The sequence below is a fragment of the Sphingobacterium faecium genome (assembly GCF_003054045.1).
Classification (GTDB): Bacteria; Bacteroidota; Bacteroidia; order Sphingobacteriales; family Sphingobacteriaceae; genus Sphingobacterium; species Sphingobacterium faecium.
The window spans coordinates 12,889-37,218 of the sequence record NZ_QBKH01000009.1 but is presented as its reverse complement, the minus strand read 5'-3'; the positions used below and the strand labels follow the sequence as shown (position 1 = coordinate 37,218).

The 24,330-nt window shown below is 37.2% G+C and carries 18 protein-coding genes; 6 read left to right on the top strand and 12 right to left on the bottom strand.

The window, feature by feature from the left end; genetic code table 11:
* The first annotated feature begins 113 nt into the window (after positions 1–113).
* Complete coding sequence (locus C8N37_RS20560; protein ID WP_108160692.1) at positions 114–1,139, top strand: N(4)-(beta-N-acetylglucosaminyl)-L-asparaginase; 1,026 nt, start codon at positions 114–116, stop codon at positions 1,137–1,139.
* Positions 1,140–1,350: 211 nt separating this feature from the next.
* Positions 1,351–1,866: a peptide-methionine (S)-S-oxide reductase MsrA gene (gene msrA, locus C8N37_RS20555; RefSeq protein ID WP_045754315.1), complete on the top strand. Its 516-nt coding sequence runs from the start codon at positions 1,351–1,353 to the stop codon at positions 1,864–1,866.
* A gap of 69 nt (positions 1,867–1,935) precedes the next feature.
* Here the strand turns inward: msrA and C8N37_RS20550 are convergent, their stop codons facing one another.
* The 5 genes from C8N37_RS20550 to C8N37_RS20530 form a co-directional block, all read right to left on the bottom strand.
* Complete coding sequence (locus tag C8N37_RS20550) at positions 1,936–4,632, bottom strand: DNA gyrase/topoisomerase IV subunit A (protein ID WP_108160691.1); 2,697 nt, start codon at positions 4,630–4,632, stop codon at positions 1,936–1,938.
* A gap of 176 nt (positions 4,633–4,808) precedes the next feature.
* On the bottom strand, positions 4,809–5,351 hold the full coding sequence (locus tag C8N37_RS20545; RefSeq protein ID WP_108160690.1) for a GNAT family N-acetyltransferase: 543 nt from the start codon (positions 5,349–5,351) through the stop codon (positions 4,809–4,811).
* A gap of 289 nt (positions 5,352–5,640) precedes the next feature.
* The gene (locus C8N37_RS20540; RefSeq protein ID WP_108160689.1) at positions 5,641–6,846 is read right to left on the bottom strand and encodes an AI-2E family transporter; all 1,206 of its coding nucleotides are present in this window, start codon (positions 6,844–6,846) and stop codon (positions 5,641–5,643) included.
* 47 nt (positions 6,847–6,893) lie between these two features.
* Positions 6,894–8,072, bottom strand: a complete 1,179-nt coding sequence (locus C8N37_RS20535; RefSeq protein ID WP_108160688.1) for an MFS transporter — start codon at positions 8,070–8,072, stop codon at positions 6,894–6,896.
* Positions 8,073–8,135: 63 nt separating this feature from the next.
* A complete protein-coding gene (locus C8N37_RS20530) occupies positions 8,136–8,885 on the bottom strand; it encodes a TrmH family RNA methyltransferase (protein ID WP_108160687.1) in 750 nt (249 codons plus the stop codon).
* A 6-nt stretch (positions 8,886–8,891) separates the two neighbouring features.
* Here C8N37_RS20530 and tamL point away from each other — a divergent pair, with 6 nt between their 5' ends.
* Positions 8,892–11,237 carry a translocation and assembly module lipoprotein TamL gene (gene tamL, locus C8N37_RS20525; RefSeq protein ID WP_108160686.1) on the top strand — a complete coding sequence of 782 codons (2,346 nt, stop codon included), beginning with the start codon at positions 8,892–8,894 and terminating at the stop codon, positions 11,235–11,237.
* Here tamL and C8N37_RS20520 read toward each other — a convergent pair.
* Complete coding sequence (locus C8N37_RS20520; RefSeq protein WP_108160685.1) at positions 11,234–11,761, bottom strand: hypothetical protein; 528 nt, start codon at positions 11,759–11,761, stop codon at positions 11,234–11,236. The genes tamL and C8N37_RS20520 overlap by 4 nt on opposite strands.
* A gap of 272 nt (positions 11,762–12,033) precedes the next feature.
* On the opposite strand from C8N37_RS20520, the gene C8N37_RS20515 reads away from it, so the two are divergent.
* Complete coding sequence (locus C8N37_RS20515; RefSeq protein WP_108160684.1) at positions 12,034–12,291, top strand: hypothetical protein; 258 nt, start codon at positions 12,034–12,036, stop codon at positions 12,289–12,291.
* A gap of 246 nt (positions 12,292–12,537) precedes the next feature.
* Here C8N37_RS20515 and C8N37_RS20510 read toward each other — a convergent pair whose 3' ends face one another.
* From C8N37_RS20510 to C8N37_RS20495, 4 genes are all read right to left on the bottom strand, one after another.
* Entirely contained in the window at positions 12,538–12,951 is a 414-nt protein-coding gene (locus tag C8N37_RS20510) for a hypothetical protein (RefSeq protein ID WP_108160683.1), read from the bottom strand.
* Positions 12,952–12,996: 45 nt separating this feature from the next.
* Entirely contained in the window at positions 12,997–14,646 is a 1,650-nt protein-coding gene (locus C8N37_RS20505) for a M28 family metallopeptidase (protein ID WP_108160682.1), read from the bottom strand.
* On the bottom strand, positions 14,636–15,268 hold the full coding sequence (locus C8N37_RS20500) for a SprT-like domain-containing protein (RefSeq protein ID WP_108160681.1): 633 nt from the start codon (positions 15,266–15,268) through the stop codon (positions 14,636–14,638). The genes C8N37_RS20505 and C8N37_RS20500 overlap by 11 nt, the downstream gene beginning before the upstream one ends.
* A 109-nt stretch (positions 15,269–15,377) precedes the next feature.
* Positions 15,378–17,006, bottom strand: a complete 1,629-nt coding sequence (locus C8N37_RS20495) for a DUF4139 domain-containing protein (RefSeq protein WP_108160680.1) — start codon at positions 17,004–17,006, stop codon at positions 15,378–15,380.
* Positions 17,007–17,656: 650 nt separating this feature from the next.
* Between C8N37_RS20495 and recN the strand changes: the two genes are divergently transcribed.
* Complete coding sequence (gene recN, locus C8N37_RS20490; protein ID WP_108160679.1) at positions 17,657–19,324, top strand: DNA repair protein RecN; 1,668 nt, start codon at positions 17,657–17,659, stop codon at positions 19,322–19,324.
* Positions 19,325–19,380: 56 nt separating this feature from the next.
* Here recN and C8N37_RS20485 read toward each other — a convergent pair whose 3' ends face one another.
* The gene (locus C8N37_RS20485) at positions 19,381–19,806 is read right to left on the bottom strand and encodes a hypothetical protein (RefSeq protein ID WP_108160678.1); all 426 of its coding nucleotides are present in this window, start codon (positions 19,804–19,806) and stop codon (positions 19,381–19,383) included.
* Positions 19,807–19,930: 124 nt separating this feature from the next.
* Positions 19,931–22,465, bottom strand: a complete 2,535-nt coding sequence (locus C8N37_RS20480; RefSeq protein ID WP_108160677.1) for an ATP-dependent Clp protease ATP-binding subunit — start codon at positions 22,463–22,465, stop codon at positions 19,931–19,933.
* Between the two features lie 182 nt (positions 22,466–22,647).
* Here C8N37_RS20480 and ettA point away from each other — a divergent pair, with 182 nt between their 5' ends.
* The gene (gene ettA, locus C8N37_RS20475; RefSeq protein WP_094772993.1) at positions 22,648–24,330 is read left to right on the top strand and encodes an energy-dependent translational throttle protein EttA; all 1,683 of its coding nucleotides are present in this window, start codon (positions 22,648–22,650) and stop codon (positions 24,328–24,330) included.

Here is a 24,330-nt window from a genome sequence, read left to right as displayed (position 1 = left end):
ATTAATTTCCAATTCTTTTGCATAAATGTGAATTGATACGGTCTTTTTAGTGAAAAAACTCTTAAAAAGAAACGTGTATTTGTGTATACTTGTAATGCTAAATCGATTAAAATATGAGTTCAAGACGCCAATTTATTAGACAAGGTATTATTGGAGCAGCTGCTGTAGGTTCTGTAGAAACATTATCAAGTTTTTCCATTTCAAATAAACGATCGGGTGTAAAACCAATTGTTATTTCCACATGGGATTTTGGTATTGCAGCAAACCAAGCAGCATGGGAAGTGCTAAAGAGTGGTGGGAAAGCTATAGATGCGGTCGAACAAGGTGTTCGTGTGCCCGAAGCTGATTTAAAAAATATGACCGTAGGTAAAGGCGGTTATCCGGATCGTGACGGTATCGTTACCTTAGATGCCTGCATCATGGATTCCGAAGGTAATTGTGGATCAGTAGCTGCTTTAGAGCATATTGCACATCCCATATCAGTAGCACGTTTAGTGATGGATAAAACTCCCCATGTCATGCTCGCTGGTGATGGCGCATTGCAATTTGCACTGGAAAATGGTTTTGAAAAAGAAAACCTGCTTACACCCGAAGGAGAGAAAGCATGGAAAGAGTGGTTAAAAGAAAAAAAATATAAACCGGTCATGAATATTGAAAACAAGTCATTCGCCGTAGAGCGTCTGCCTGGTAATCAATATAATCACGATACCATCGGTATGTTGGCGCTAGATGCTGCCGGCAATCTATCCGGAGCATGTACGACAAGTGGTATGGCATTTAAGATGCACGGTCGAGTAGGAGATAGCCCGATTATAGGAGCAGGACTGTATGTGGACAATGAGGTCGGGGGAGCTACCTCTACGGGTGTGGGTGAAGAGGTGATCCGTACAGTGGGCAGTTTTTTGGTTGTGGAATTAATGCGTCAGGGATATTCGCCTGAAGAAGCATGCAAAGAAGCGGTCAAACGTATAGTCAAAAAGAAACCCAATATTGCCAAGGATATTCAAGTAGGATTTTTAGCACTCAATAAGAAAGGGGAGTATGGATCCTATGCACTACAAAAAGGATTTTCATATGCTGTTTGCCACAAGGAAAAACAAGACTTGCTGATTCCGGGCTCTTATTATTACAAAGCATAAATTTTCAAAATCAGTAAACTGAGATGACTCTTTTTCTGTCATTAATCTTTAATTTTAGGCTATACAATAATTCTTGTGGGCAGCTGAGATCATGACCATCGGAAAGCACTCAAGAGGAGCATAAAATAAATTTAAAGGATAGATTTGTGTCGTATAGGATTCCTGATATTAAACAAATTTATCTAAGTTTGAGAATAAAATATAATAAGATATGAAAGCAACATTTGGAGGCGGCTGTTTTTGGTGTACAGAAGTTATTTTTCAAAATACAGAAGGTGTAAAATCCGTTTTACCTGGCTATATGGGAGGATTGAATGATAATCCAACTTATGAACAAGTTTGTACAGGTACGACAGAGCATGTTGAAGTTGTACAGATCGAATACGATGAAGATCTGGTCAACTATGAAGAACTGTTGAAGATATTCTTTAAAACACATAATCCAACCACGTTAAACCGTCAGGGAAATGATGTGGGTACGCAATATCGATCGGTTGTGTTTTTTCATGATGAAGAACAAGAGATTTTAGCTAAGAACTTTATTGATGAGTTGGATAGTGAAGATATTTTTGAAGATCCGATCGTTACGACAGTCGAGCCAGCAGTTACTTTTTGGGTAGCAGAAGACTATCATCACAATTACTTCAATACGCATCCTGAAAATCCTTTCTGTTCAGTAGTCATTGCACCAAAACTGCAAAAATTCGTAAAAGAATTTAAGTCATAAAAAAATCCGCTTTTAGCGGATTTTTTTATGACTTAATAAGCTCACTCAGCTTGATGATGTGCTGTTCATTTAAAACAATTCAATCTGCCCACCATTATCCGTTTGGATATCATCAGGATTTGTGATCTCCAGTTTAATATCATCCGATTGAGCATCGGCCTCTGTTTTATGTGTTTCTTCACCTGATTCGGTACCTTCAGGATTTGGATCACTCCCTTCTTTTGTGTTTACCGTTAAATCAATTTCTTCCGTCGTCAAAGTCACACTTTTAACCGTGTGAAAAGAGAGACGATTTCCTTGTGCTTTCATACCTTTCACATCGATGATTTCATTCAGCGGTTGGTCCAAAGCTTCTTCGGTCTGGGACTTGCCCTTTAGAATATCCAAGTGAACAATTGGATCGGTATTATTCGTCAACAAAATAAGTTTAGATCCCGGTTCATCATTGATGAAGAGCATGCTTTTACCTACAGGAATATCATCAAATTTGAATCGCTTTACATAATAAGTGCCCGATTTGCCATCTTGATGAATCGCTGTGTACACATGTTCAGGGAAATACTTTTCGATGCGAACCATCTTATCATCGAAATAATTGCTCAGATCAAAGTTTGACAGTTCGTAAGTACCATCCGACATGACGATCAAGATTTTATCATCACCATCAAATTCGCCTAGATACAGTCCTCTTTCGTCCGCATTTAAGCGTTTCGTTATTTTATCAAACCAGATCTTACGACCAGCTAAAGTCGAAACACCAGCACTTTTGAACGTAATCTTTTTAACCGGATATTTAGATACAATATTTCCTTGAGAAGCACGACCTTTAATCGCGATTTCAGCAAAGTTCATGTCAAAATTAAGTTTTCTTAATTTCGTATGTGGTTTGAGCTGAATATTGACGATCTCCGCCTCTCCATTCGGGTTAGCCGTAAAGTAGGTTACTTTTGAACCTTTTGAACCCTTACTGATATCATATTCCTTATCACGAGTGACACCTACTACGGCAAAACGTTTGATGAAGCTCGTACCCGTATCTCCTTCTTTATAGATGGCATTATAGATCGTTCTTTCATCTCCCTTTTTAAAGACAGCAACATGGATGATATCTTTTCCGACAAATACCTTATCTTGAATTTTCGTTACGACATATTTACCGTCAGCACGGAATACAATGATATCATCGATATCCGAACAATCACAAACAAACTCATCTTTCTTCATGCTAGAACCAATGAATCCTTCTTCCCGGTTGACATAAAGTTTTGCATTGGCCAGGGCTACTTGTGTCGCTTCAACGCGATCAAAAGCTCTTAATTCTGTTTTACGTCCACGACCTTTGCCATATTTGTCCCGCAATCTTTCGTACCAGGCGATTGCATAATCGGTCAGGTGCTTAAGATGACGTTTCACATTTTTGATTTCATCTTCCAAAGAAGCCATTTGATCATCCGCTTTCTTAACATCAAAACGTGTGATACTACTCATCGGTTTATCGATCAGACGTTTATAATCTTCCGCAACTATCGGTCGGTAGAATTGATCAAAAAATGGTTCAAAAAGACGGTTTAAAACGAGTACCACAGTATCAAAATCTCCGGCATTTTCATATTCAGGATGCTTGTACATACCTTCCTGAATGAAGATCTTGAGTAAGCTGCTGAAGAATATTTTTTCTAGGAGATCATGTAATTTGATTTCCAGTTCTTGTTTTAGTAAGTTCTTGGTATTTTTCGTGTTTTCAATTAAGATATCATTTACACTCAAAAAGTGTGGTTTATCTTCTTTGATCACACAGGTATTGGGCGAAATAGATACCTCACAAGCCGTAAAAGCAAATAGCGCATCAATCGTGACATCAGGAGATATTCCTGGAGCCAGATGCACAATAATTTCAACAAATTCAGCGGTATTATCTTCGATTTTCTTAATCTTGATTTTCCCTTTATCGTTGGCAGCGACTACACTATCGATCAATCCTCCGGTCGTGGTTCCAAAAGGAATTTCAGTGATCGCCAATGTCTTTTTGTCGCGTTCCTCTATTTTTGCACGTACACGGATTTTTCCACCACGCTGACCTTCATTGTATGCCGAGCAGTCCGCCATTCCCCCTGTAGGAAAATCAGGTAGGATATGAGGTCTTTCGCCATTCAATACTTGAATCGATCCATCGATCAGTTCCAAGAAGTTATGCGGCATTATTTTCGTAGCTAGACCTACAGCAATACCTTCCGCTCCCTGAGCAAGTAACAACGGGAATTTAACTGGTAAAGTAACGGGTTCTTTGTTACGCCCATCATAACTCAGTTGCCAGTCTGTCGTCTCTGGATTGAAGACAACATCTAAAGCAAATTTGGATAAACGTCCTTCAATATAACGAGGTGCAGCAGAAGCATCGCCAGTGATCGGGTCACCCCAGTTTCCTTGGCAGTCAATTAATAGATTTTTTTGACCGATCTGTACCATGGCATCACCAATTGAAGCATCACCATGAGGGTGATATTTCATCGTATTACCGATTACATTGGCCGCTTTATTGTATCGACCATCATCCATCTCTTTTAGTGAGTGTAGGATCCGACGCTGTACAGGTTTAAAACCATCATTGATATGAGGTACTGCGCGATCTAAAATAACATAAGATGCATAGTCCAAAAACCAGTTTTCATACAATCCCGAAAGTGGAATTGTTTTACTATTATTTGTCTGTCCGTTATTTACTTCTTCTTGATTATCGTCTGCAGGATAGTTTGTTTCTTCACTCATGTAATCAATAATATGGTGTTTTTATTATTATCAGTTGCAAAAAGAATAGAATTTTTGCAAGCGTAAAAATACGAAAAGCATTTCGTTTTATCCAATGGATATATAAATAGATTTATGCTAGAAATTTCAATATTCAAAACCGGAGTTATGAATTTAAAAATGGGATATATAGACCTTTATTTAGCTGATAATGCTTCCCTTTCATACCAATAACAATCGATGTCCCAAATGGTAAACTTAAAGGTATCAGTAATCTTAAAACCAACCTTTTCCAATACCTTTCGCGAACCTTGATTATCGACGTGCGTACTGGCATGTAGAGGTATATGGGTCAAATTTTTATAATAAAATGCTATACACGCCAATGCCGCTTCTGTAGCATAACCTTTCCCCCACGACTCTTTACGGTAGCGATAGCCGAAATCTAGAAAATTGATCCTATCATTCATGGGTTCCTCTATAAATTTAAACCCTGTCCAGCCTATCAATTGATTCGTTGCTTTTTCGATGACTGCAACTCGACCTATCCCATGTGTCTCATACTGCTGCAGTAGACCTTTAATGTAATCTTTTGCCTCTTCACTAGATTTTAACGGAGATCTATTTAAATAAAGATGAACTTCCGGTTGCGAGTCCATCGCATAAAACTCCTCAACATCATCTAAAGTTATTGGACGAATGATCAGTCTCTCCGTTTCAAGTGTTGGTACATATTTCATATAGCTCATATTTAAACCAAAGTTAGTAGAAATTAATTATCTGCATCTATTTAAACTAGAGTGTTGACGATGGATATAAGGGGTAAAGCAATTGATGGATCACTAATAGGCTATTTCATACAAACCACCATCATGATATGTATGGTTTTATTCCTCAATCTGGGATAGACTATTCAAAACTCATTGGATATACTGAATATCCAATTGAAGTATAGCGTTATCTAAAACAAATTCGTCCAAGCATCATCATTTAGATACCTGAACGAATTGATTTATTGTTCAATAAAAATTATTCAGATTTACTATCTGGATTATTTGAAGAAGCAGGATCTACAGGAGCAGGGTCAGCCATTGTTTGATTAAAAAATACTTTAGGTTTTCTAACTATTCCCCATTTTTGTAGCAGTTCCTGAGTCGCATTTCTTTTGAGATGCTCCTTTTCAGGTTCACCGATTAAATATCCAATCGGTTCCATAGAAGGTATAGCGTCAAAGATAACTTTCAGGGTAGCAGTCATAGGTAAAGCAAGGATCAGTCCCGCCAAACCAAAAATCATTCCACCCAATAAAATGACAATAATAGCCATTAATGGATTGATACTCACCTTACCCCCCACGATATTTGGGGTGATGATATTTCCTTCTAAAAATTGTACCACTTGAAACCAGGCAATAACACCTACGGCATACAAAGCACTGTCTTTTGTAGCCAAGGCAAATAGGGCAGGTAAGATAGATCCGATTGCGATACCGATATAAGGTAATAGCATCAGCAAAGAAGCCATGGAACCAAAAAACCAAGCATATTCAATTCCCATTAACATCAGACCGACCGTATTCAATACCGCAACAATTCCCATCACCATCACAAGTCCTAAACAATAGCTTTGCACAACGTCGTAAATCTTTTTTAAGACAGCATGAATCTTTTTATTATCCGTATTTTTAAATGCTTTAAAGAAAAACTCTTTGAAAAAATCGCGGTAGTATAAAAGGAAGAAGATAAAAATAGGAACCAAGATGATTCCCGCTAATGTGCTACCAATCGAGCCAAAAGCTGTTGACATATATCCGCCTACATTTTCTAAAGCATTATTTCCCTGCTCTTTCATTTTTTGCACAACCTCACTTCTTTCCAAGCCAAACCGTGATTGAATCCAGTTTTGTATCGATTCAACAGCAGCAAGTACTTTCTCCTGAATAGCGACAGCATCTTTTCCGATAATTATACTTTGATGTACTATAAACCAGATCAGTGTACTGATGACTACGATGGCAATAATGACCGCCATAATAGATGCAGCAGCTTTGCCAAATCTTAATTTGTTTTCAAAAAAAGCAGCTATCGGATACAGCGTGATTGAAAGAATAATGGCAAAAAGCAAAGGAACAACAACACTTTGAGTGACGTATAGAAGTCCAACGATTAATGCTAAGGCAAATAAGCTTGAAGCAAGCTCAATTGAGTACGGTTTTTTTCCTGATTTACTTTCCATGGTGAAAATACTATGACTAGATTTTTAACATAAATTGAGAAGTCAATTTAATCTGTTTTCTGTCTATAGCGAAATCCTTGCCAAAAAAACATATATAGAAGTGCTACCCCTAAAAATAAAGCATTGAAATACATGACTTGAGGGATTCGGGTTATGATATCTTGGTAGTATAGACCCGCAAATAATGCCCCTAAACCGATACCGGCCTCCATCGAAATATACATCGTCGCTACTGCACGTCCCCTTTGGCTGGGTTTTCCAAGATCTATCGTCCATGCATTGATAGCGGGGGATAGGATACCGGTACCAATACCATATATACTTGCACCCAACATCAATTTATTAAAAGAATCACCCTGACCGATCAAAAAGAGTGAAATACCAACAATAAACAGTCCGACCATGATCACTCGTGTACGACCATATTTATCAGACGCCTTTCCCGATACAAACCGTATTAAAATAGAGGCAATGGTGTACGCAGCGAAGAATATTCCTTTGTTGCTCAAATGCAGATGATCACTCCAATCCGGTATTAACGTTAATATGGCACCAAATGCCGAATAAGATAAAAATGTAACAATACCTGCCGGTAAAACACCGATATCAATAATGTCCGTGCGTGATATTTTGAACATGGATAAATTGAGTTTTTCTTTTTTAACAAGCGTCTCTTTCATGTTCATGACAATAACAATAGAAAGAAGGGCAAAAAGCGATGAACTATAAAACATCACATTGATGCCGTAATATTGAAAAATAGCACTACCAATCGCTGGTCCTACAGCACCACCGATTGCAAAACAAAGTCCATGCATACCAAGCGCCTCACCCCATCTTTCTCGGGGGATGATATCGGCTACATAAGCAGAAGTTGCGGTTGGTTTAAATCCTGTAGAGAAACCATGTATTAATCTCAAAAGTAAAAATCCGGAAACTGTAGTCAGAATGGGATATAAAAAGCCGCATAAGAAACAAACGATCGATCCGATTGCCATGACCGGAACTCGTCCCCATCGATCGGTCAATTTACCACTGAAAGGACGCGATATACCAGCCGTCAAGGTAAATAAGGCGATGATTAAACCTTTATGTTCTGCACCACCCATTTGACTCAAGTAGTTGGGAAGTTCCGGAATTATCATGTTGAAACTAGCTGAAAATAATAGCGAGCTCAGGCAAAGAAGTGCAAATTGTAATGTGTATATGGATTTATTTTCAGTCATTGTAAATGCGCTGTTGAATTGTGGAAAAATGAATCGCCCTCTTTTAGAAAAGAAGGCGATGTCTTATAATTTTTTTGTTCGGGCGATTTCTGAACAAAATATGGTGGTTGCTACAGCGACATTCAAAGATTCTGCTTCACCTATCCTTGGAATGGTGACGGGCTGATCCACGAGTTCGATAATTTCTTCAGAAATTCCATTTCCCTCATTTCCCAATATAATAAGACCCTCATGCGTCCAATCCGTTTCGTAAATACTATCTCCATCCAGCAAAGCACCATAAACAGGTATTTTGACCTCTTTGATAAAAGCCTTTAAATCGATATAATGAATTTGGATACGAGAAAGTGAACCCATAGTAGCTTGTACCACTTTAGGATTATACGCATCGACAGTCCCGATAGAACAGATAATCTGTTGGAAGCCGAACCATTCTGCTGTACGGATGATCGTGCCTAAGTTTCCTGGATCTTGGATATCATCCAATACTAAGGTATGCTGATTCTTATAATCCTGTACTTGTAATTCCTTTTGTTCTGGGATATGAACCAGAGCCAATATGCCTTGGGGGGATTTTAATCCACTGATTTTTTGAAATTCGTTTTCAGTCAGCACATAAGATTTTATTTTTCCCGATATTTTACCCACTTTTGCGAGTACATCTTCTGTATAAAAGATGCTGTCAACTTGATAAGAGGATGATAGAAATTCGTTAACAGATTTAATTCCTTCTACAATAAAAAGACCATGTTGTTTGCGAAACTTTTTATTTTGAAGAGATGATATTAGAGTAATTTGTGCTTTTGACAACATTTTTTAATGATAAATAATCAACGCTTTTTAGCTTTTACAAGTATAACGCTTTTGTTGCTAATTTTCACATCTTGCCGCTCAGCACGATTCTTAAATGAAGATCAAGCGTTGATTGATCATGTGAATATTCAAGGGGTAAAACCCGAGCTGAAGGAGTCAGCATCTCTGTATGTATCCAATGATATTAAAGCCAATTCAAGGGTTAATTTATTTATATATAACCTTTTCAATACCAAGAACGGTAAATACAAAAAACGGGATTTGAGAAACGTTGGGGAAGCACCTCATTTATTAGACTCTAGTTTAGTAGATTTATCAGCCACACAGATCAAAAGGTTTTTATTTACAAAAGGTTTTTTTGACGCGAAAGTACAGCCTGAAATCCTGGTTAAAAATAAAAGAGCAACTATAAATTTTAACATTACCGAAGGCAGTCCGTACTATATGGACAAGATCAGCTACAATTTTGCCGATACTGCAGTAGCTCATCTGTATAAACAAGAAGTGATGCCCCTCAGTGTGGTTAAAGAAGGATCACAGTATGATGCGGTCAATTTAATCACAGAACGGGAAAAACTGTATCTCGCGATGCGTAATCATGGATACTATGATTATATACGCCAATATATGCGGGTTGCAGTAGATTCGACATCAAAAAATAATCGACTCAAACTGGAGATACAAGTTGAAAATCCCAGTGACTCCACCAATCACCAGGCTTATAAAATTGATCAGGTTTTTGTTACCATACGCAATTTCGGAACAGTAAAAAAAGAAGCCAGAAAAATAACTGATAGTATCTCCCAAATTCATTTTACAGATGAAACGCGCAATTTTAGGTTGAAGCCGTTGAAGCGGTATATGTATATAAAGTCCGGAGACTACTACAATCTTTCCAAAGAAAACATGGCTTATGACCGTTTGTATGAGATGAATGGTTTTAGGAGCATTAAGATTCATTATCAAAAGACCGATTCCAATACATTAGATGCATATTATGAAATGGTTCCACGACCGTTGATGGGCAATCAGATCGAAGGGGAATTTACATTGAGTTCTGGTATGAGTGGTTTTAATATCGGAAATACATTCTCCCATCGTAATATTTTTGGTGGCGCAGAGTTGCTGGAGGTAAAATTGCGATACGGTATACTCTTTGATCCAAGACTCCAAGGCAATATCTCGGATAAAATCTTTAACAATGATGTACAAATTGGCGTAAATTTAATTGTCCCAAGATTGATGACGCCATTTCACACTAATCATACCGCACAATACGGATTAGCAAAAACAACCTTTTCGTCAAGTTTGCAGATTTTCAATCAAGATGCAACATATTCTAATCGGTATTTTATCAATACATTAAATTATTCATGGCATCAATCGGCAAATAAATTTCACAGTTTTACACCCATTGTATTGGAATATAGGCAAGGAAGATTAAATGAAAACTTTGCACAAAATTTAATAGATCAGGGCTATTTATTATATGTAAGGAGTAACAACCGCGAATATTTCGGATTAGGCTCTCAGTATTCCTTTACGTATAATGCCAAGAAATTGACCAAGAAAGAAAATTTTAATTATTTCAAAGGCTCGATCGATTTAAGTGGCAATATATTAGATCTGGTCAGTAAGGTTATCAAGTTTGATCAAAATGCTGATGGTGAAAAAAAGGTGCTAGGGGTTCCTTACCTACAGTATGCCAAAACAGAATTGGACTATCGGATTTATCGTAATCTGGGAGGAAACCGACAATTTGTTTTTCGACTCAACCCAGGTATTGCGATTCCTTATGGTAATAATTCAACCTTAATGATCTTTGAAAAAAGCTTTTACGGTGGTGGTATGAATGGTATGCGGGCATGGCAGGCAAGGACATTAGGTCCTGGTAATTATAATCGAGAAAGCGTCCAAGAAGATTTGCGATTGAACCTGCGTAACCTGGATCAATTAGGCGAAATAAAAATTGAAGGAAATGCAGAATATCGTTTTCGAATCTTAAACAGTTTCTTGGGAGCAAAGATGAATGGAGCCACATTTATAGATTTTGGAAATGTCTGGCGCTTAAAAGAAAATGAACTAAATCCTGGAGGAGAGTTTAAGGCAGATAAATTTTTAAAGCAAATTGCTATCGGAACAGGTTTTGGATTAAGATTTGACTCCGATTATTTTATTATTAGACTTGATGCTGGCCTAAAAGTAAAAGATCCTCAATTCTCAGGAAGTGATCAATGGGTCTTAAAACATTTTTTCGATTCCAAAGAATTTAAGGACCAGTATTATCAGACACATAAGCCTGATCGCTATAATTTTATTCAATACAACTTTGGTATCGGATTACCATTCTAAAAAATTAGATTTTTGAGGCTTGCAAAAATAGACTCTATAATAGAGGAGATATTTAAGCCCTGTGAATGGTTAAAGAAAAAGAATCCAACAGCTAATATAATGGCGGTCAATAATAATTTCTTAAAAGCATAGGCAATCAGTAAAATAACTGCTGGAATGATCAGGAACATCAACCCACTGATAGCAAACGTGGACAGTCCTTTGTCCGATTTGTAGATATAAAATAATCTTCCCTTGGACGTATCTTGATTTTTGTGTTTGAAAAATACAAAGGTGGAAGATTCTATTTTATCATTTGGAACAGCAATTCCGTCATGGAATTTTAGATCTTGCGTAAATCCATTGATGCTAAATTTATAAGTACCATTGATCCGTTCGTTTGTTCTCTCTAACGAATCTACGGCAATAATAGCCAACTTACCATTACGGGATAAATTTTCTTTTACCACAAAATTTTCTATTTTTTGAAACTGTGCATTCCCAAAAAGCGGAATGAGTAAAAGAAGGAATAATAACTTTTTCATCAGAAAAATTTGTCTTAATAATGAGTATCCGTTTTCAATTGTATGATTGAACTCGTTTTACAGTTGATGAATCGATCATGAACCCATATTTTCTTGATTTGTAGAGATTCTGGAGCATCATGTTTCATTCATTTTGTTTTCGATGCAATTTTAGACATTTTCTACCTCTTTATAAAATAGATAGCGTTAATAATTCAATAAATGTTTTTGTTATTTTATTTCCGAAACAATGAATAATTTGTACCTTTGTGGTACAAAAAAATAAAATCGAAATGGCAGAGACAATACAACATAGAGAACCAAAAAAGACTGATAATAACGCAAATCAAACTCATTATTACAAGACTTTAACAATAGCTATCGTTTTGGGTCTTATAGGAGTATTCATTAGATTTGTTCCTGATGTTTGCACAAGCTTTGATCAACACGTATCTTTGTTTTCTGCAATTGCAAATATTAGTCTTATAGTAGCATCTCTTATCGCATTTAAAACTGTTTTTGGAATCTTAGGATTCGGAAAAAATAAATAATGCTTTATTAAAATATAATGAACCTCAATTCTGAACGAATTGAGGTTTTTTTACGCTGTTTTTTTCGAATAGCCTTGGTATAGTCACATCCAGATCACAGGTAAATGTTTTTAAATTTTATATAAAACAGCTCATAAGAATAAAAGTTTTGATGCTATGTTTTTCATATTAAACGACATAGCATCCATAAAAAAAGCGATGTTTTTCCGAGGAAAAACATCGCTTTTTTTATGGTAGTAGGATTAATTATGCCAATAATGACCAAGTTCCCCAAGGAATACGTGCCAAGATCAGAATTAAACCAAGAATGTAAAAAATCAAAACCGTTTTGTTAGCTTGCTTAGCATTAGTCAATTTTTTAGCTTTAATATAACCAATTGAAATCAGTACAATCGCAATAATCATTGTAAGCGGGTGCTCGATAATTTTAAAACGCATCGTAGGGTCTTTCATAATAGAACCTGAAATCATGGATGGGTATTTGAGTACGAAGAACAAAATCAATCCAATTAATAATTGCATGTGAGAGGCAATAAAACCTAAAAGTGCAATTTTTCTATTGTACGGTTTGTTACCTGAGAAGTTGACAAAGGTAATGATGATTGAAACAATCAGAGCTAACAATAAGATTATTGCTAATGTAGAGTGTAAGTGTAACATAATTTCTTCTTTAATTAATTCTTTGAATACAAAAGTATAAAATAACTAACGCTTTTCGCTTATTTCTTTAAATTCAGATTTTTCTTTCCATTTCGGGAAAATATCCTCTTGGCTTAAGGTGTAACCAATATCAAAAAATAATCGGATATCGGCCAGCATCCCCTCAAAATTCCACTCCGGAATCACCTCGTCATTTACGGCATGATACCGACCTTCCAAAGCTTTCTTTCGTTGAGCAATGATCGAAGTGTCCTGCTCGATATAATCACTACCACTGCCAGCATAAAGGGCAGGGACACCTACCTTAGCAAAATTAAAATGATCAGAACGATAAAAACCACCAGAACTTGGATTTCCTTCAGCTTTGGTATAACGTCCAAATTTCAATGCAGACCGTTGGGCATAGTCATCCATCTCCGACTGTCCTTTTCCAACAATGGATATATCTTTTGTTGCTCCAGCAGCGCTAAAAGCATCCATATTGATATTAGCAACTGTTGTCTTTAACGGGAAAATGGGATTTCTAACATAATAGTCAGATCCCAGCAATCCATCTTCTTCGGATGTGACGGCTAAGAATACAATAGAACGTTCAGGTGCTTTCTTGGCAGCTTTAAAAGCTTTAGCAATTTCAAATAAGGCAGCTACACCAGCAGCATTGTCAATAGCTCCGTTATAAATAGAATCTCCATGAACCGGTTCACCAATACCAAGGTGATCCCAATGTGCTGTATAGATGATGTTTTCTGCTTGACGGCTTTTACCTTCAAGTCTGGCTATGACATTATTTGACTTTGATCTTTTTATTTTATTGCTGACCTTAAAATTTGTTTTTACTCCTAATGGAACAGCTTTAAAGCCTCTTTTCTTAGCTTTTTCCAATAGCGAGTCATCATAGCCTGCTAGTTTAAAAAGCTTTGATGTACTTTCTGTAGATAACCAGCCTTCCACTTGTGCATATTTATTAGGATCGCTCACATGGTCTAAGTCCATCTGTGGAGCATTTCCCCAACCTGTACGGATGACATTCCAACCGTAACTAGCGGCCTTTGTCTGATGGATAATCATGACGCCTGCTGCACCTTGGCGTGCCGCTTCTTCATACTTATAAGTCCATCTTCCATAATAGGTCATCGTATCACCTTTAAAAAGAGACTGATCATAATGTCCAGGATCGTTGACCATGACAACGACAGTTTTTCCCTTTATATCAAGATCTTGATAATCATTCCACTGATATTCTGGAGCAACAATACCAAATCCCACAAAAACCAATTCCGTATTTTTCAATTCGACCTGTTCTTGGAGACGACGGCTTGTGACCACATAATCACTAAGGTTTTGTAAGGTAAGTTCATCTTGTGAAGATTTTAAAGAGAGGCTTACATTGGGAGTTGAGGTAATCTCCACCATCGGAACCTCCTGAAAATAGCTGTTGCCATTGCCAGGTTTTAGTCCAAGCTTTTTAAACTGCTCCGCAATATAATTGGTCGCCAGAGTATCCCCCTTTGTAAAAGGTTTTCTACCCATAAAATCATCCGACGAAAGTTGAAGAATATGATTTTTATAGCTTTTCTCCGTTATGCTGTTGATGGCCTTTTGATCAACGGTATGGTGCTTTTTTTGAGCTGATACAGGATGTAGCATCGCTAACAATGCTATACCGAGGGCAAGGTGTTTAAACTTATTTTTCATGTATATGTGCGATTTCAATAGGATAAATTTCTGCAATAGGGTGGAAAAGATAAAGTTTATTGCTGGTTAATTCCAGACATTTATAGCGCTTTCTTACCTTTTCTTGCTTTTGGAAGATACGCCCATTTTGTAGTTTAAAATGACTTTTTTCAGGCAACATCTCTACCGTAAAAACTTGATCGGAGTGCTTGTCAAATTGTTTAAGTGTGCGAAAGAGATGAAGATCTGTACAACTGGAAGCTGCGGGATTTTGCAAATATTGAGCGATTGCACGAGCAATTTCAGCTGGAAAAATTTGCAGCTTTAAGAAGGGGTCCATTAAATTTTTAAAATTAGTTTTCCATTCTTTCCCATGAGGTTTTACAGCATGTTTATGTTGCTGCCAAGTTTGCAGATGTGCAAACTCATGGATGGTGGTAATCAAAAAAGAATACGGATTGAGGTCATGATTGACCGATATACGATGCCCATCAGTACGAAAAGGTGCTCGGTAGTCGCCTAGTTTGGTACTGCGGGATTTGGATATTTTAAAGAGGCAGCCAGTATCATTAATCCATCTGGAGATAATGGGCGCTGCCGCCTCCGGCATAAATTTACGCAATGTAGCACTGTAGTCCTGCATAACACAAACATAACTTTTTTTATTATTAATGACCGTATGATGAAAGAAATTAAAAATGAAAAACCGTTGTATTTCTACAGCGGTTTTTCATTTTTTCTAATAGATAGTATTAGTAGATGCTCACTAATTTGTCTTTAGGATATTTGACTGAATACCCAAATCGTATTTTTTGAGTAGCGCCAGCAGGAACAGTTACATTCCATTTGAGTAAACCAGTTTCTTTATCTACATCAGCTCCGCTATGATCATCCAAAGTGATTTCCATCGATTTATCTGTCGCGATTGGAATCTGATCTTGCAAGCTGAGGGTCACACTATTCTTTTTATTGTTTTTGATCGTAATTTCGTAAACTAAGCTTTGCTTTTTACTACTACCTAAGATCTTGGTCTGAGATAGATCATTGATCTTATCGCGTTTAATGCTGATCATTTTATCTCTTCCCATACTCATCTTTAGGGTATCGGTCGCGTCATTCGGGTTGATGTAGGTTTTTCCGACCAACATATTTTCAAACATGACATTTGCCGTACCTGGTAAAAGATTGAGTTTTTCATAATCTGTCAGTTCAGCCATCAGGTACACGTTAGGATCGATACGTGGTATGGCAATATAACTGTAAGTTGCAGGATGTGTATACTCTTTTAACGATACACTGTGGGGTTTGCCATTGGAAGCAATGTCATATGGAATAGCAATGTCAAATGTGGTATTCAATTGATTCTCGTTTTGTTGAGTATAACTGTTGATACTGCTTTTACTGCGAGCGAGCATATTTTTTTTCATTCCTGCATTAACTTCATCCATAGCGACTTCCTCAACAGCTATACCTGCAACTCGACCTTGCAAAGCTTGAGGCAGTGCTTGTACAGGTTGATTATAATACAGTTGCCAAGGAGTTAAATTAGGTACAATACCATATTGAGCAGGATTGCCACTTGCTAATATAAGATGAACCTGTTTCCAATCGATTCCGGTTTCCTGTGTTACATTGGCTTTGTAAATGATTGCTAAAGGCGAAGAGGTATGAGCAGAGCGGAGATCGTAAGAAGCACTCCAAGATGCTGCAGATGAAGTATAAGTAATATCAAATGGTTGGTTGCCAGCTTGATTGTTCATGACCTGTACGATGAGTTGTCCTCCAGAACCTGTCGTTTGCCCTTTTACCTCCTCCAATTGCACTTGAGCTTTGTTTACCAGATCTTGTTGCAGGAGTATTTGTTCATCCAAAGCCGTTATATTGCTTTTTACTTCAAGGTATTTAGTCTTATAATAATCGGCCATCTTCGCAAGTTCAGCCACCGTCGTATTGCCATTGAATCCTGCTATTTTTTGATTACTCTCCAACAGTTTCAAGATACTTTCTTCGGTGGCTTTTTGATTTTTAAAATTTGCCAGTATATTGGATTCCTTCTTAAAATAGTTTTCAGCTTTTATATAAGCATCACTTTTAACATCAGTGCTGATGTAATTAACAGCTGATCTAACGGACATGACAGTAACATGAGGAGAACTACCGATCTGTATGCTATTTTCATCAATACCATTGGCCACGTGTGTAAATACAAGTTCACTCGCACCCGTAGGAAGGCTAACGTTAGCTTGATGGCTCAGCTCCGCGGAGTTTGTGTAGAGCATGACCTCTTTTAATTCCGACTTGATGATCTTCGCATTTTGTGCGAATAAACTGCTGCTGATGATGATGCCCCCAATCGCTAAGGTGATTTTCGTTATATTCATATTGTTCTTTTGATGATATATATAAAGATGCACCACAGTGCAAGATTGCATAAAAATTTATTTAGCGTCACTATGTGATGACATCACGATGTAGCCCATATAGCTTCATTTTTTTTAATTACTGTAGAAAACAGATAAGATGGGCATCTGTTTCGTTTACTATAATAAAGACAATTACACACAGTGATGATCTAATAGGAGGGTAGTAGGAAAAAGATATGAAGTTTGTATGAGCTAATTTTAATTAAATTACTAACATTGATAGGTTTTTAGCTACTTTATTTAGTAATTATGATATTTTGTATTTACCTTAGTGCTTGGTAATTTGATAAAAAGCATTATTTCAGTTTACTATAGATGATTATATCCATTTATTTTAAATTATAATGCAATTCTTGATGTGAGTGCATAGGTGGATAATGTCGAAGCAATGCTGGGTAAAAAAAGCAATTGCTATCGAATAATTTTGTTATGATAAATAACGTAATTAAAACAAAATTATCTAAGTTTGATATAGAATCAAGATAAATCGAATACAAAATTCAACATATAAAAATTATTGTTTTCAGCAGATGATCCATGTTATCCAAAAGACCATCAGAAGGTTAACAAGATAAATGTTAGTGAAAAAAATATACAGCTAAAAAAGTATGCTCGCGAGATTAGATATTAAGAATTACGCTTTGATTGATGAATTATCCATCCAGTTTGATAAAGGATTGAATATGATCACCGGTGAAACGGGGGCAGGTAAATCCATTATCATGGGCGCCTTATCACTTATTTTAGGTAGTAGAATTGAAGGTAAATATTTTTTTACTCAAGATAAGAAATGTAGCATCGAAGGATTCTTTCAAATTGAAGCATATGATCTCAAAGACTTTTTTCACCAGCATGATTTGGACTATGAAGATGAAACCATTATAAGACGTGAAATTAGTGTCGATGGTAAATCGCGTGCATTTGTAAACGATTCTCCCGTGACGCTTGCTATCCTTAAAAGCTTAGGCGAGAAGCTGATTGATATTCATTCGCAACATGCCACATTGCAGATCAATACCGAAGATTTCCAATTTTTAGTGGTGGATAATGTCGCAAAATCTGCCGATTTAAAAAACAGCTACCTCACCTCATTCCTCACTTATAAAAAAGTGAAGAGTGAATTGAAAAAGATAAAAGACCTTGCCAAGCAAGCGCATATCGAGGCGGACTTCAATCAATTTCAGTTTGATGAACTTCATCAAGCGAATCTATCGGAAGACGAACAAGTAAGCTTAGAAACCGAACAACAGCAACTTGAAAACGCAGAGGAGATCAAAAGAGGCTTGTTAGGAGCGATGCATATTCTGGAAGAGCAAGAGCAGAATGTCGTACTACAATTAAAAGAATCATTAGTGCAATTGGAAACTGTAGCGCCTTATTTAACCGCTTTACCAGAGCTCGCAAATCGCCTTAGAAGTGTATGGATCGAGGCAAAAGATATTGCGACAGAAATTGGCTATTTGGAGCAAGGAACAAATTTGGATGAAGAGAAATTGTTACAGATCAACGAACGCTTAAGTTTGATATACAACCTACAGAAGAAGCATCATGTCGATACTGTTGAAGAACTCTTATCTATCAAAGAGGCTTTAGAGCAAAAATTATTAGATGTTAATACGCAAGATGAACGCATTCTTGCACTAGAGAAAGAGTTATCCGAATCGTATCAGCAAACAATTGAAAAGGGAAAAGCCTTAACTGAGATCCGGGAAAAAGCCTTGCCCACAATTGAGAAGCATGTGGTTTCTGTATTAGCAGAAGTCGGTATGCCTAATGCTAAATTGGAAGTGAAGTTGGAGGAATTGGGCGAAAATGAGTTGAAAGAAAGTGGAATGAATAGTATCCAGTTTTTATTTTCAGCAAATAAAGGACAAGAGTTACAGGCGATTCATAAAGTTGCTTCAGGAGGAGAGCTCTCTAGGGTGATGCTTGCTATTAAGTCTTTGGTCGCAAAAAGTTCCGCTTTACCAACGATTATTTTTGATGAGATTGATACTGGTATTTCGGGTGAGGTAGCGCTCAAAGTCGGAGAGATCATGGAGCGTTTAGCGGTCAATATGCAAGTTATTGCCATATCCCACTTACCTCAGATTGCTTCAAAAGGTCAATCACATTTCAAAGTATATAAAATCGATGAGGGTGATAAAACGAAATCTAATATTGTTTTGTTAAATCAAGAAGAGCGCATCAAGGAAATAGCACAGATGTTAAGCGGTATAAAACCAACTTCCGCTGCTCTTGCGCATGCAAAAGCTTTGCTTAATATTGTAGAATAGCCTAAGGGAAGAGATAAAAAAAAAGAAGCCTCTTTTTTTAAGAGGCTTCTTTTTTTCTAGTTACCACCGTTGTCTGCGTCAGTAAGGGTAATCTTCACCGTCATATCTTCTGGAGATTTTATAATTGTTGAAGATCCAACCTCTTTAGCATAGATTTTAATTTTTCCAATAGAATAATTAGCTGAATAGTTGTAGTTATCTATTGTTGCAGGAATAATCTCATACTGAGTTGGATTACTTTTTGTCTTCATGGCGATAGTAACAGTCCCATGATCAAAGTATTTTTTATCCAATTCTGGGAAATCTAATTCTACAACGTATGTATTTGTGCCTGCAATTAAATCCCAGTCAGCAGTTGGTACAGCTGCAGTATAACTTATTCCTGGTAGGAAATTTTCATTAGTTATGTATTCTTTCGTGCAAGAACTAAGTGAAGTTAAGGTTGCACCACCTATTAATAGGGCTAATAAAATTCTTTTCATATCTATAATTATTTTGTTTCGTATTTGTAAGACTGCCGTTCACTAAAAAAGTTTAACATTCTATTAACACTTCTAACAAAAAATGCACCATTATGGTGCATTTTTATAAATTAATAAAATTCTATTAGTCCTCTTTCTTATCAGCAGGTTCAATCGGTGTTTCTGATCGGTCTGCAACTACTTCTATTTCTTTCGTTTCAGCGTTTAAATCAACTTTTAAACGATCGCCAGCTTTGATATCGCCTTTTAAGATTTCTTCAGCAATTGGATCTTCTAAATATTTTTGAATTGCTCGTTTTAATGGACGGGCTCCAAAATTAGTGTCGTATCCTTTCTCTGCAATAAACTCTTTAGCAGCTACAGTCAAATCAATGGTATAACCTAAATCTGTAATTCTACCGAATAGAGATCTCAATTCAATATCAATGATTTTGAAAATATTCTCTTTGGATAATGAATTGAAAACAATCACATCATCAATACGATTTAAGAACTCAGGAGCAAAGGCACGTTTCAGAGCTGTTTCAATAACCGATCTCGAATGAGAATCTGTTTGAGTTGTTTTTGCCGCAGTGGTAAAACCAACACCTTGACCGAACTCCTTCAACTGGCGAGCTCCAATATTTGAAGTCATAATGATGATCGTATTTCTAAAATCAACTTTACGACCTAAGCTATCTGTCAATTGTCCTTCATCCAATACCTGCAACAATAAGTTGAAAACATCAGGATGTGCTTTTTCAATCTCATCCAATAAGATGACCGCATAAGGTTTACGACGAACTTTCTCAGTCAGTTGACCACCTTCTTCATAACCAACATATCCTGGAGGCGCTCCCACTAAACGTGATATCGCAAATTTCTCCATGTATTCACTCATGTCGATCTGGATCAATGCATCTTCAGAATCAAACATAAAACGTGCTAATTCTTTCGCTAACTCCGTTTTACCAACACCTGTTGGACCAAGGAAGATGAATGAACCAATGGGCTTCTTCGGATCTTTTAAACCCGCACGAGTACGTTGGATAGCTTTCACTAACTTTTGTACCGCGTCGTCCTGTCCGATGATTCTATTTTTCATCAAGTCACCCATATTCAGTAGTTTTTGGCTATCTGTTTGGCTAACACGTTGAACAGGAATCCCTGTCATCATCGAGACAACTTCTGCTACATTATCTTCACTAACGACATAACGCTTCGCTTTGGTTTCTTCTTCCCATGCGATCTTCTCACGGTCAAGTTCCTCCAAAAGTTTTTTCTCAGTATCCCTTAGTTTAGCAGCCTCTTCATATTTTTGACTACGTACAACACGATTTTTCTCTAATTTGATTTCTTCGATCTTCTCTTCAATATCAATAATCGTTTGCGGAACATGAATGTTCGTCAAATGCACACGCGATCCTGCCTCATCCAAAGCATCAATCGCTTTGTCTGGTAAGAAACGGTCCGTAATATAACGAGTCGTTAAGCTTACACAAGCTTCAATCGCTTCTGGAGTGTAGTTGACATTATGATGTTCCTCGTATTTTTCTTTAATACGATTCAAAATCTCAATAGTCTCATCATGCGTAGCAGGTTCAATCGTGACCCGTTGAAAACGACGGTCTAATGCGCCATCTTTTTCAATGTACTGACGATATTCATCCAATGTCGTAGCTCCGATACATTGAATCTCACCTCTTGCTAATGCAGGTTTGAACATGTTAGATGCATCTAATGAACCCGAAGCTCCACCAGCACCTACAATCGTATGAATCTCATCGATGAATAAAATTACATCTGGAGATTTTTCCAACTCGTTCATCACAGCTTTCATGCGCTCTTCAAACTGACCGCGGTACTTGGTACCCGCCACTAAAGAAGCCAAGTCAAGCGTAACAACACGTTTGTTGAACAACACACGTGATACCTTACGTTGTACGATACGTAGCGCCAGTCCTTCTGCAATAGCAGATTTACCAACACCTGGCTCACCGATCAACAACGGATTGTTTTTCTTACGGCGTGATAAGATTTGAGAAACACGTTCTATTTCCTTTTCACGACCTACTATCGGATCCAGACGACCTTCTTCAGCAGCCTTTGTTAAGTCACGGCCAAAGTTATCCAAAACCGGAGTTTTAGATTTGATGTCAGAAACCTTTTTAGGCTGGATGAATTGCTCTTCTTCAGGATAATCGTCATCACCAGTTGACGAACCTGGAGCTTCATCACGAATCGTAGTTTTATTCTGTTCTACTTCCGCTTTGAAAATATCATAACTCACTTGATATTGCTGTAATATTTGAGATGCGATATTATCCTCATCTCTTAATATCGCTAATAGCAAATGTTCCGTTCCTATAATTTCACTTTTAAAAATTTTAGCTTCTAAATATGTGATTTTAAGTACTTTTTCTGCTTGTTTAGTAAGTGGCATATTGCCAATAGGGGTGCGAGATACAGCTGAGCTTTTCACGGCTTCCTCTACAGACTGTCGTAAAGCTGCAGTGTCAATCCCGATATTTCTCAGGATCTTGATTGCCATGCCATCACCTTCACGAATCAAACCTAACAACAAATGTTCTGTGCCAATATAATCGTGACGCAACCTCAAAGCCTCTTCTCTACTGTACGATATGACATCTTTTACGCGCGGTGAAAATTTTGCTTCCATGTAATTTACCTTTCTTTTAATGACCAAGAATGATATAAATGTAATAAATTTACTTTATCAATCCTTAATATTTTAGTAATATTTATCAACAATTAAGCCATGCTATTAAATCGATCAAAATGTCAGTATAAAAGTTTACATTTGTGTGTATTTATTGTCCAAATAAAGTATAATTGATTAGTATGTCAGACGAAAAAATAATCTTTTCAATGGCGGGTGTCAACAAAATTTACCCTCCTCAAAAACAAGTTTTAAAAAACATTTACCTTTCTTTTTTCTACGGTGCAAAGATTGGTGTAATCGGTCTTAACGGTTCTGGTAAATCTTCATTATTAAAAATCATTGCCGGTTTAGATAAATCTTTTCAAGGTGAAGTAGTATTCTCTCCAGGTTATTCTGTAGGCTATTTAGCCCAAGAACCTATTTTGGATCCAGAAAAAACGGTGCTTGAAATCGTTCAAGAAGGTGTTGCAGAAATAACCGCTATTTTAAAAGAGTACGAAGAAATAAACGAAAAATTTGGCTTACCTGAAGTGTATGAGAATGCCGATGAGATGGATAAGCTATTAAGCAGACAAGGTGAGCTTCAAGATATTATTGATGCTACAAATGCTTGGGAAATTGATTCAAAATTGGAGCGTGCAATGGATGCTTTACGTTGTCCAGAGCCAGATGCTAAGATTGCCAATTTGTCAGGAGGTGAGCGTCGACGTGTAGCAATGTGTCGCCTTTTATTACAAGAACCTGATGTTTTATTGCTGGATGAGCCTACCAATCACTTGGATGCCGAGTCTATTGACTGGTTAGAACAACATTTAAAACAATATAAAGGAACGGTCATTGCTGTGACCCACGATCGTTACTTCTTAGATAATGTAGCGGGATGGATTTTAGAACTGGACCGCGGTGAAGGTTTGCCTTGGAAAGGAAATTACTCTTCTTGGTTAGATCAAAAATCTAAACGCCTAGCACAAGAGGAAAAGACCGAATCTAAACGTCAGAAAACATTAGAACGTGAATTGGAATGGGTACGTATGGCTCCAAAAGCTAGACATGCCAAATCTAAAGCACGTCTTCATAATTACGAGAAATTAGCGTCAGAGGAAACGAAAGACCGTGAAGAGAAATTAGAACTATTTATCCCGCCAGGACCGCGCTTAGGAAATGTCGTGATTGAAGCGGATAATATTTCGAAATCTTACGGAGATCGTATTTTATTTGAAAATTTAAGTTTCTCTCTTCCTCCTGCTGGTATTGTTGGTATCATTGGTCCCAATGGTGCTGGTAAAACTACTTTGTTCCGCTTGATTACAGGTCAAGAGCAACCGGATACGGGTACTTTCAAAGTGGGTGAAACTGTAGTGCTTGGTTATGTCGATCAAAATCATGATGATTTGGATCCAGAGAAATCGGTATGGGAAAATATTACCGATGGTAATGAAAACATCATGCTGGGCAATCGTTCTTCCAACTCTAGAGCTTACGTCTCCAAATTCAACTTTAACGGTGCTGACCAACAAAAGAAAGTCGGTGTATTGTCTGGTGGGGAACGTAACCGCGTGCACTTAGCGATTACCTTAAAGAAGAGTTCAAACGTACTTCTTCTGGATGAGCCTACCAATGATATCGATGTGAATACGCTACGTGCTTTGGAAGAAGGTTTAGAGAATTTTGGTGGTTGTGCAGTAGTTATTTCCCACGATAGATGGTTCCTAGATCGTATTTGTACCCATATCCTGGCATTTGAAGGTGATTCTCAGGTTTATTTCTTTGAGGGTAACTATTCAGAATATGAGGAAAACAGAAAGAAAAGAATTGGTGATGTCACGCCACACCGTCTTAAATATAAAAAATTAGTGAAGTAA

Bases quoted from the DNA above. Each gene is read 5' to 3' on its own strand.
- msrA (WP_045754315.1), top strand. From the start codon at position 1,351: ATGAAAGCAACATTTGGAGGCGGCTGTTTTTGGTGTACAGAAGTTATT.
- C8N37_RS20520 (WP_108160685.1), bottom strand. From the start codon at position 11,761: ATGAAAAAGTTATTATTCCTTCTTTTACTCATTCCGCTTTTTGGGAAT.
- C8N37_RS20545 (WP_108160690.1), bottom strand. From the start codon at position 5,351: ATGAAATATGTACCAACACTTGAAACGGAGAGACTGATCATTCGTCCA.
- C8N37_RS20505 (WP_108160682.1), bottom strand. From the start codon at position 14,646: ATGAAAAATAAGTTTAAACACCTTGCCCTCGGTATAGCATTGTTAGCG.
- C8N37_RS20485 (WP_108160678.1), bottom strand. From the start codon at position 19,806: ATGAAAAGAATTTTATTAGCCCTATTAATAGGTGGTGCAACCTTAACT.
- C8N37_RS20550 (WP_108160691.1), bottom strand. From the start codon at position 4,632: ATGAGTGAAGAAACAAACTATCCTGCAGACGATAATCAAGAAGAAGTA.
- C8N37_RS20510 (WP_108160683.1), bottom strand. From the start codon at position 12,951: ATGTTACACTTACACTCTACATTAGCAATAATCTTATTGTTAGCTCTG.
- C8N37_RS20515 (WP_108160684.1), top strand. From the start codon at position 12,034: ATGGCAGAGACAATACAACATAGAGAACCAAAAAAGACTGATAATAAC.
- recN (WP_108160679.1), top strand. From the start codon at position 17,657: ATGCTCGCGAGATTAGATATTAAGAATTACGCTTTGATTGATGAATTA.
- C8N37_RS20530 (WP_108160687.1), bottom strand. From the start codon at position 8,885: ATGTTGTCAAAAGCACAAATTACTCTAATATCATCTCTTCAAAATAAA.
- C8N37_RS20480 (WP_108160677.1), bottom strand. From the start codon at position 22,465: ATGGAAGCAAAATTTTCACCGCGCGTAAAAGATGTCATATCGTACAGT.
- C8N37_RS20535 (WP_108160688.1), bottom strand. From the start codon at position 8,072: ATGACTGAAAATAAATCCATATACACATTACAATTTGCACTTCTTTGC.
- C8N37_RS20500 (WP_108160681.1), bottom strand. From the start codon at position 15,268: ATGCAGGACTACAGTGCTACATTGCGTAAATTTATGCCGGAGGCGGCA.
- tamL (WP_108160686.1), top strand. From the start codon at position 8,892: ATGATAAATAATCAACGCTTTTTAGCTTTTACAAGTATAACGCTTTTG.
- ettA (WP_094772993.1), top strand. From the start codon at position 22,648: ATGTCAGACGAAAAAATAATCTTTTCAATGGCGGGTGTCAACAAAATT.
- C8N37_RS20540 (WP_108160689.1), bottom strand. From the start codon at position 6,846: ATGGAAAGTAAATCAGGAAAAAAACCGTACTCAATTGAGCTTGCTTCA.
- C8N37_RS20560 (WP_108160692.1), top strand. From the start codon at position 114: ATGAGTTCAAGACGCCAATTTATTAGACAAGGTATTATTGGAGCAGCT.
- C8N37_RS20495 (WP_108160680.1), bottom strand. From the start codon at position 17,006: ATGAATATAACGAAAATCACCTTAGCGATTGGGGGCATCATCATCAGC.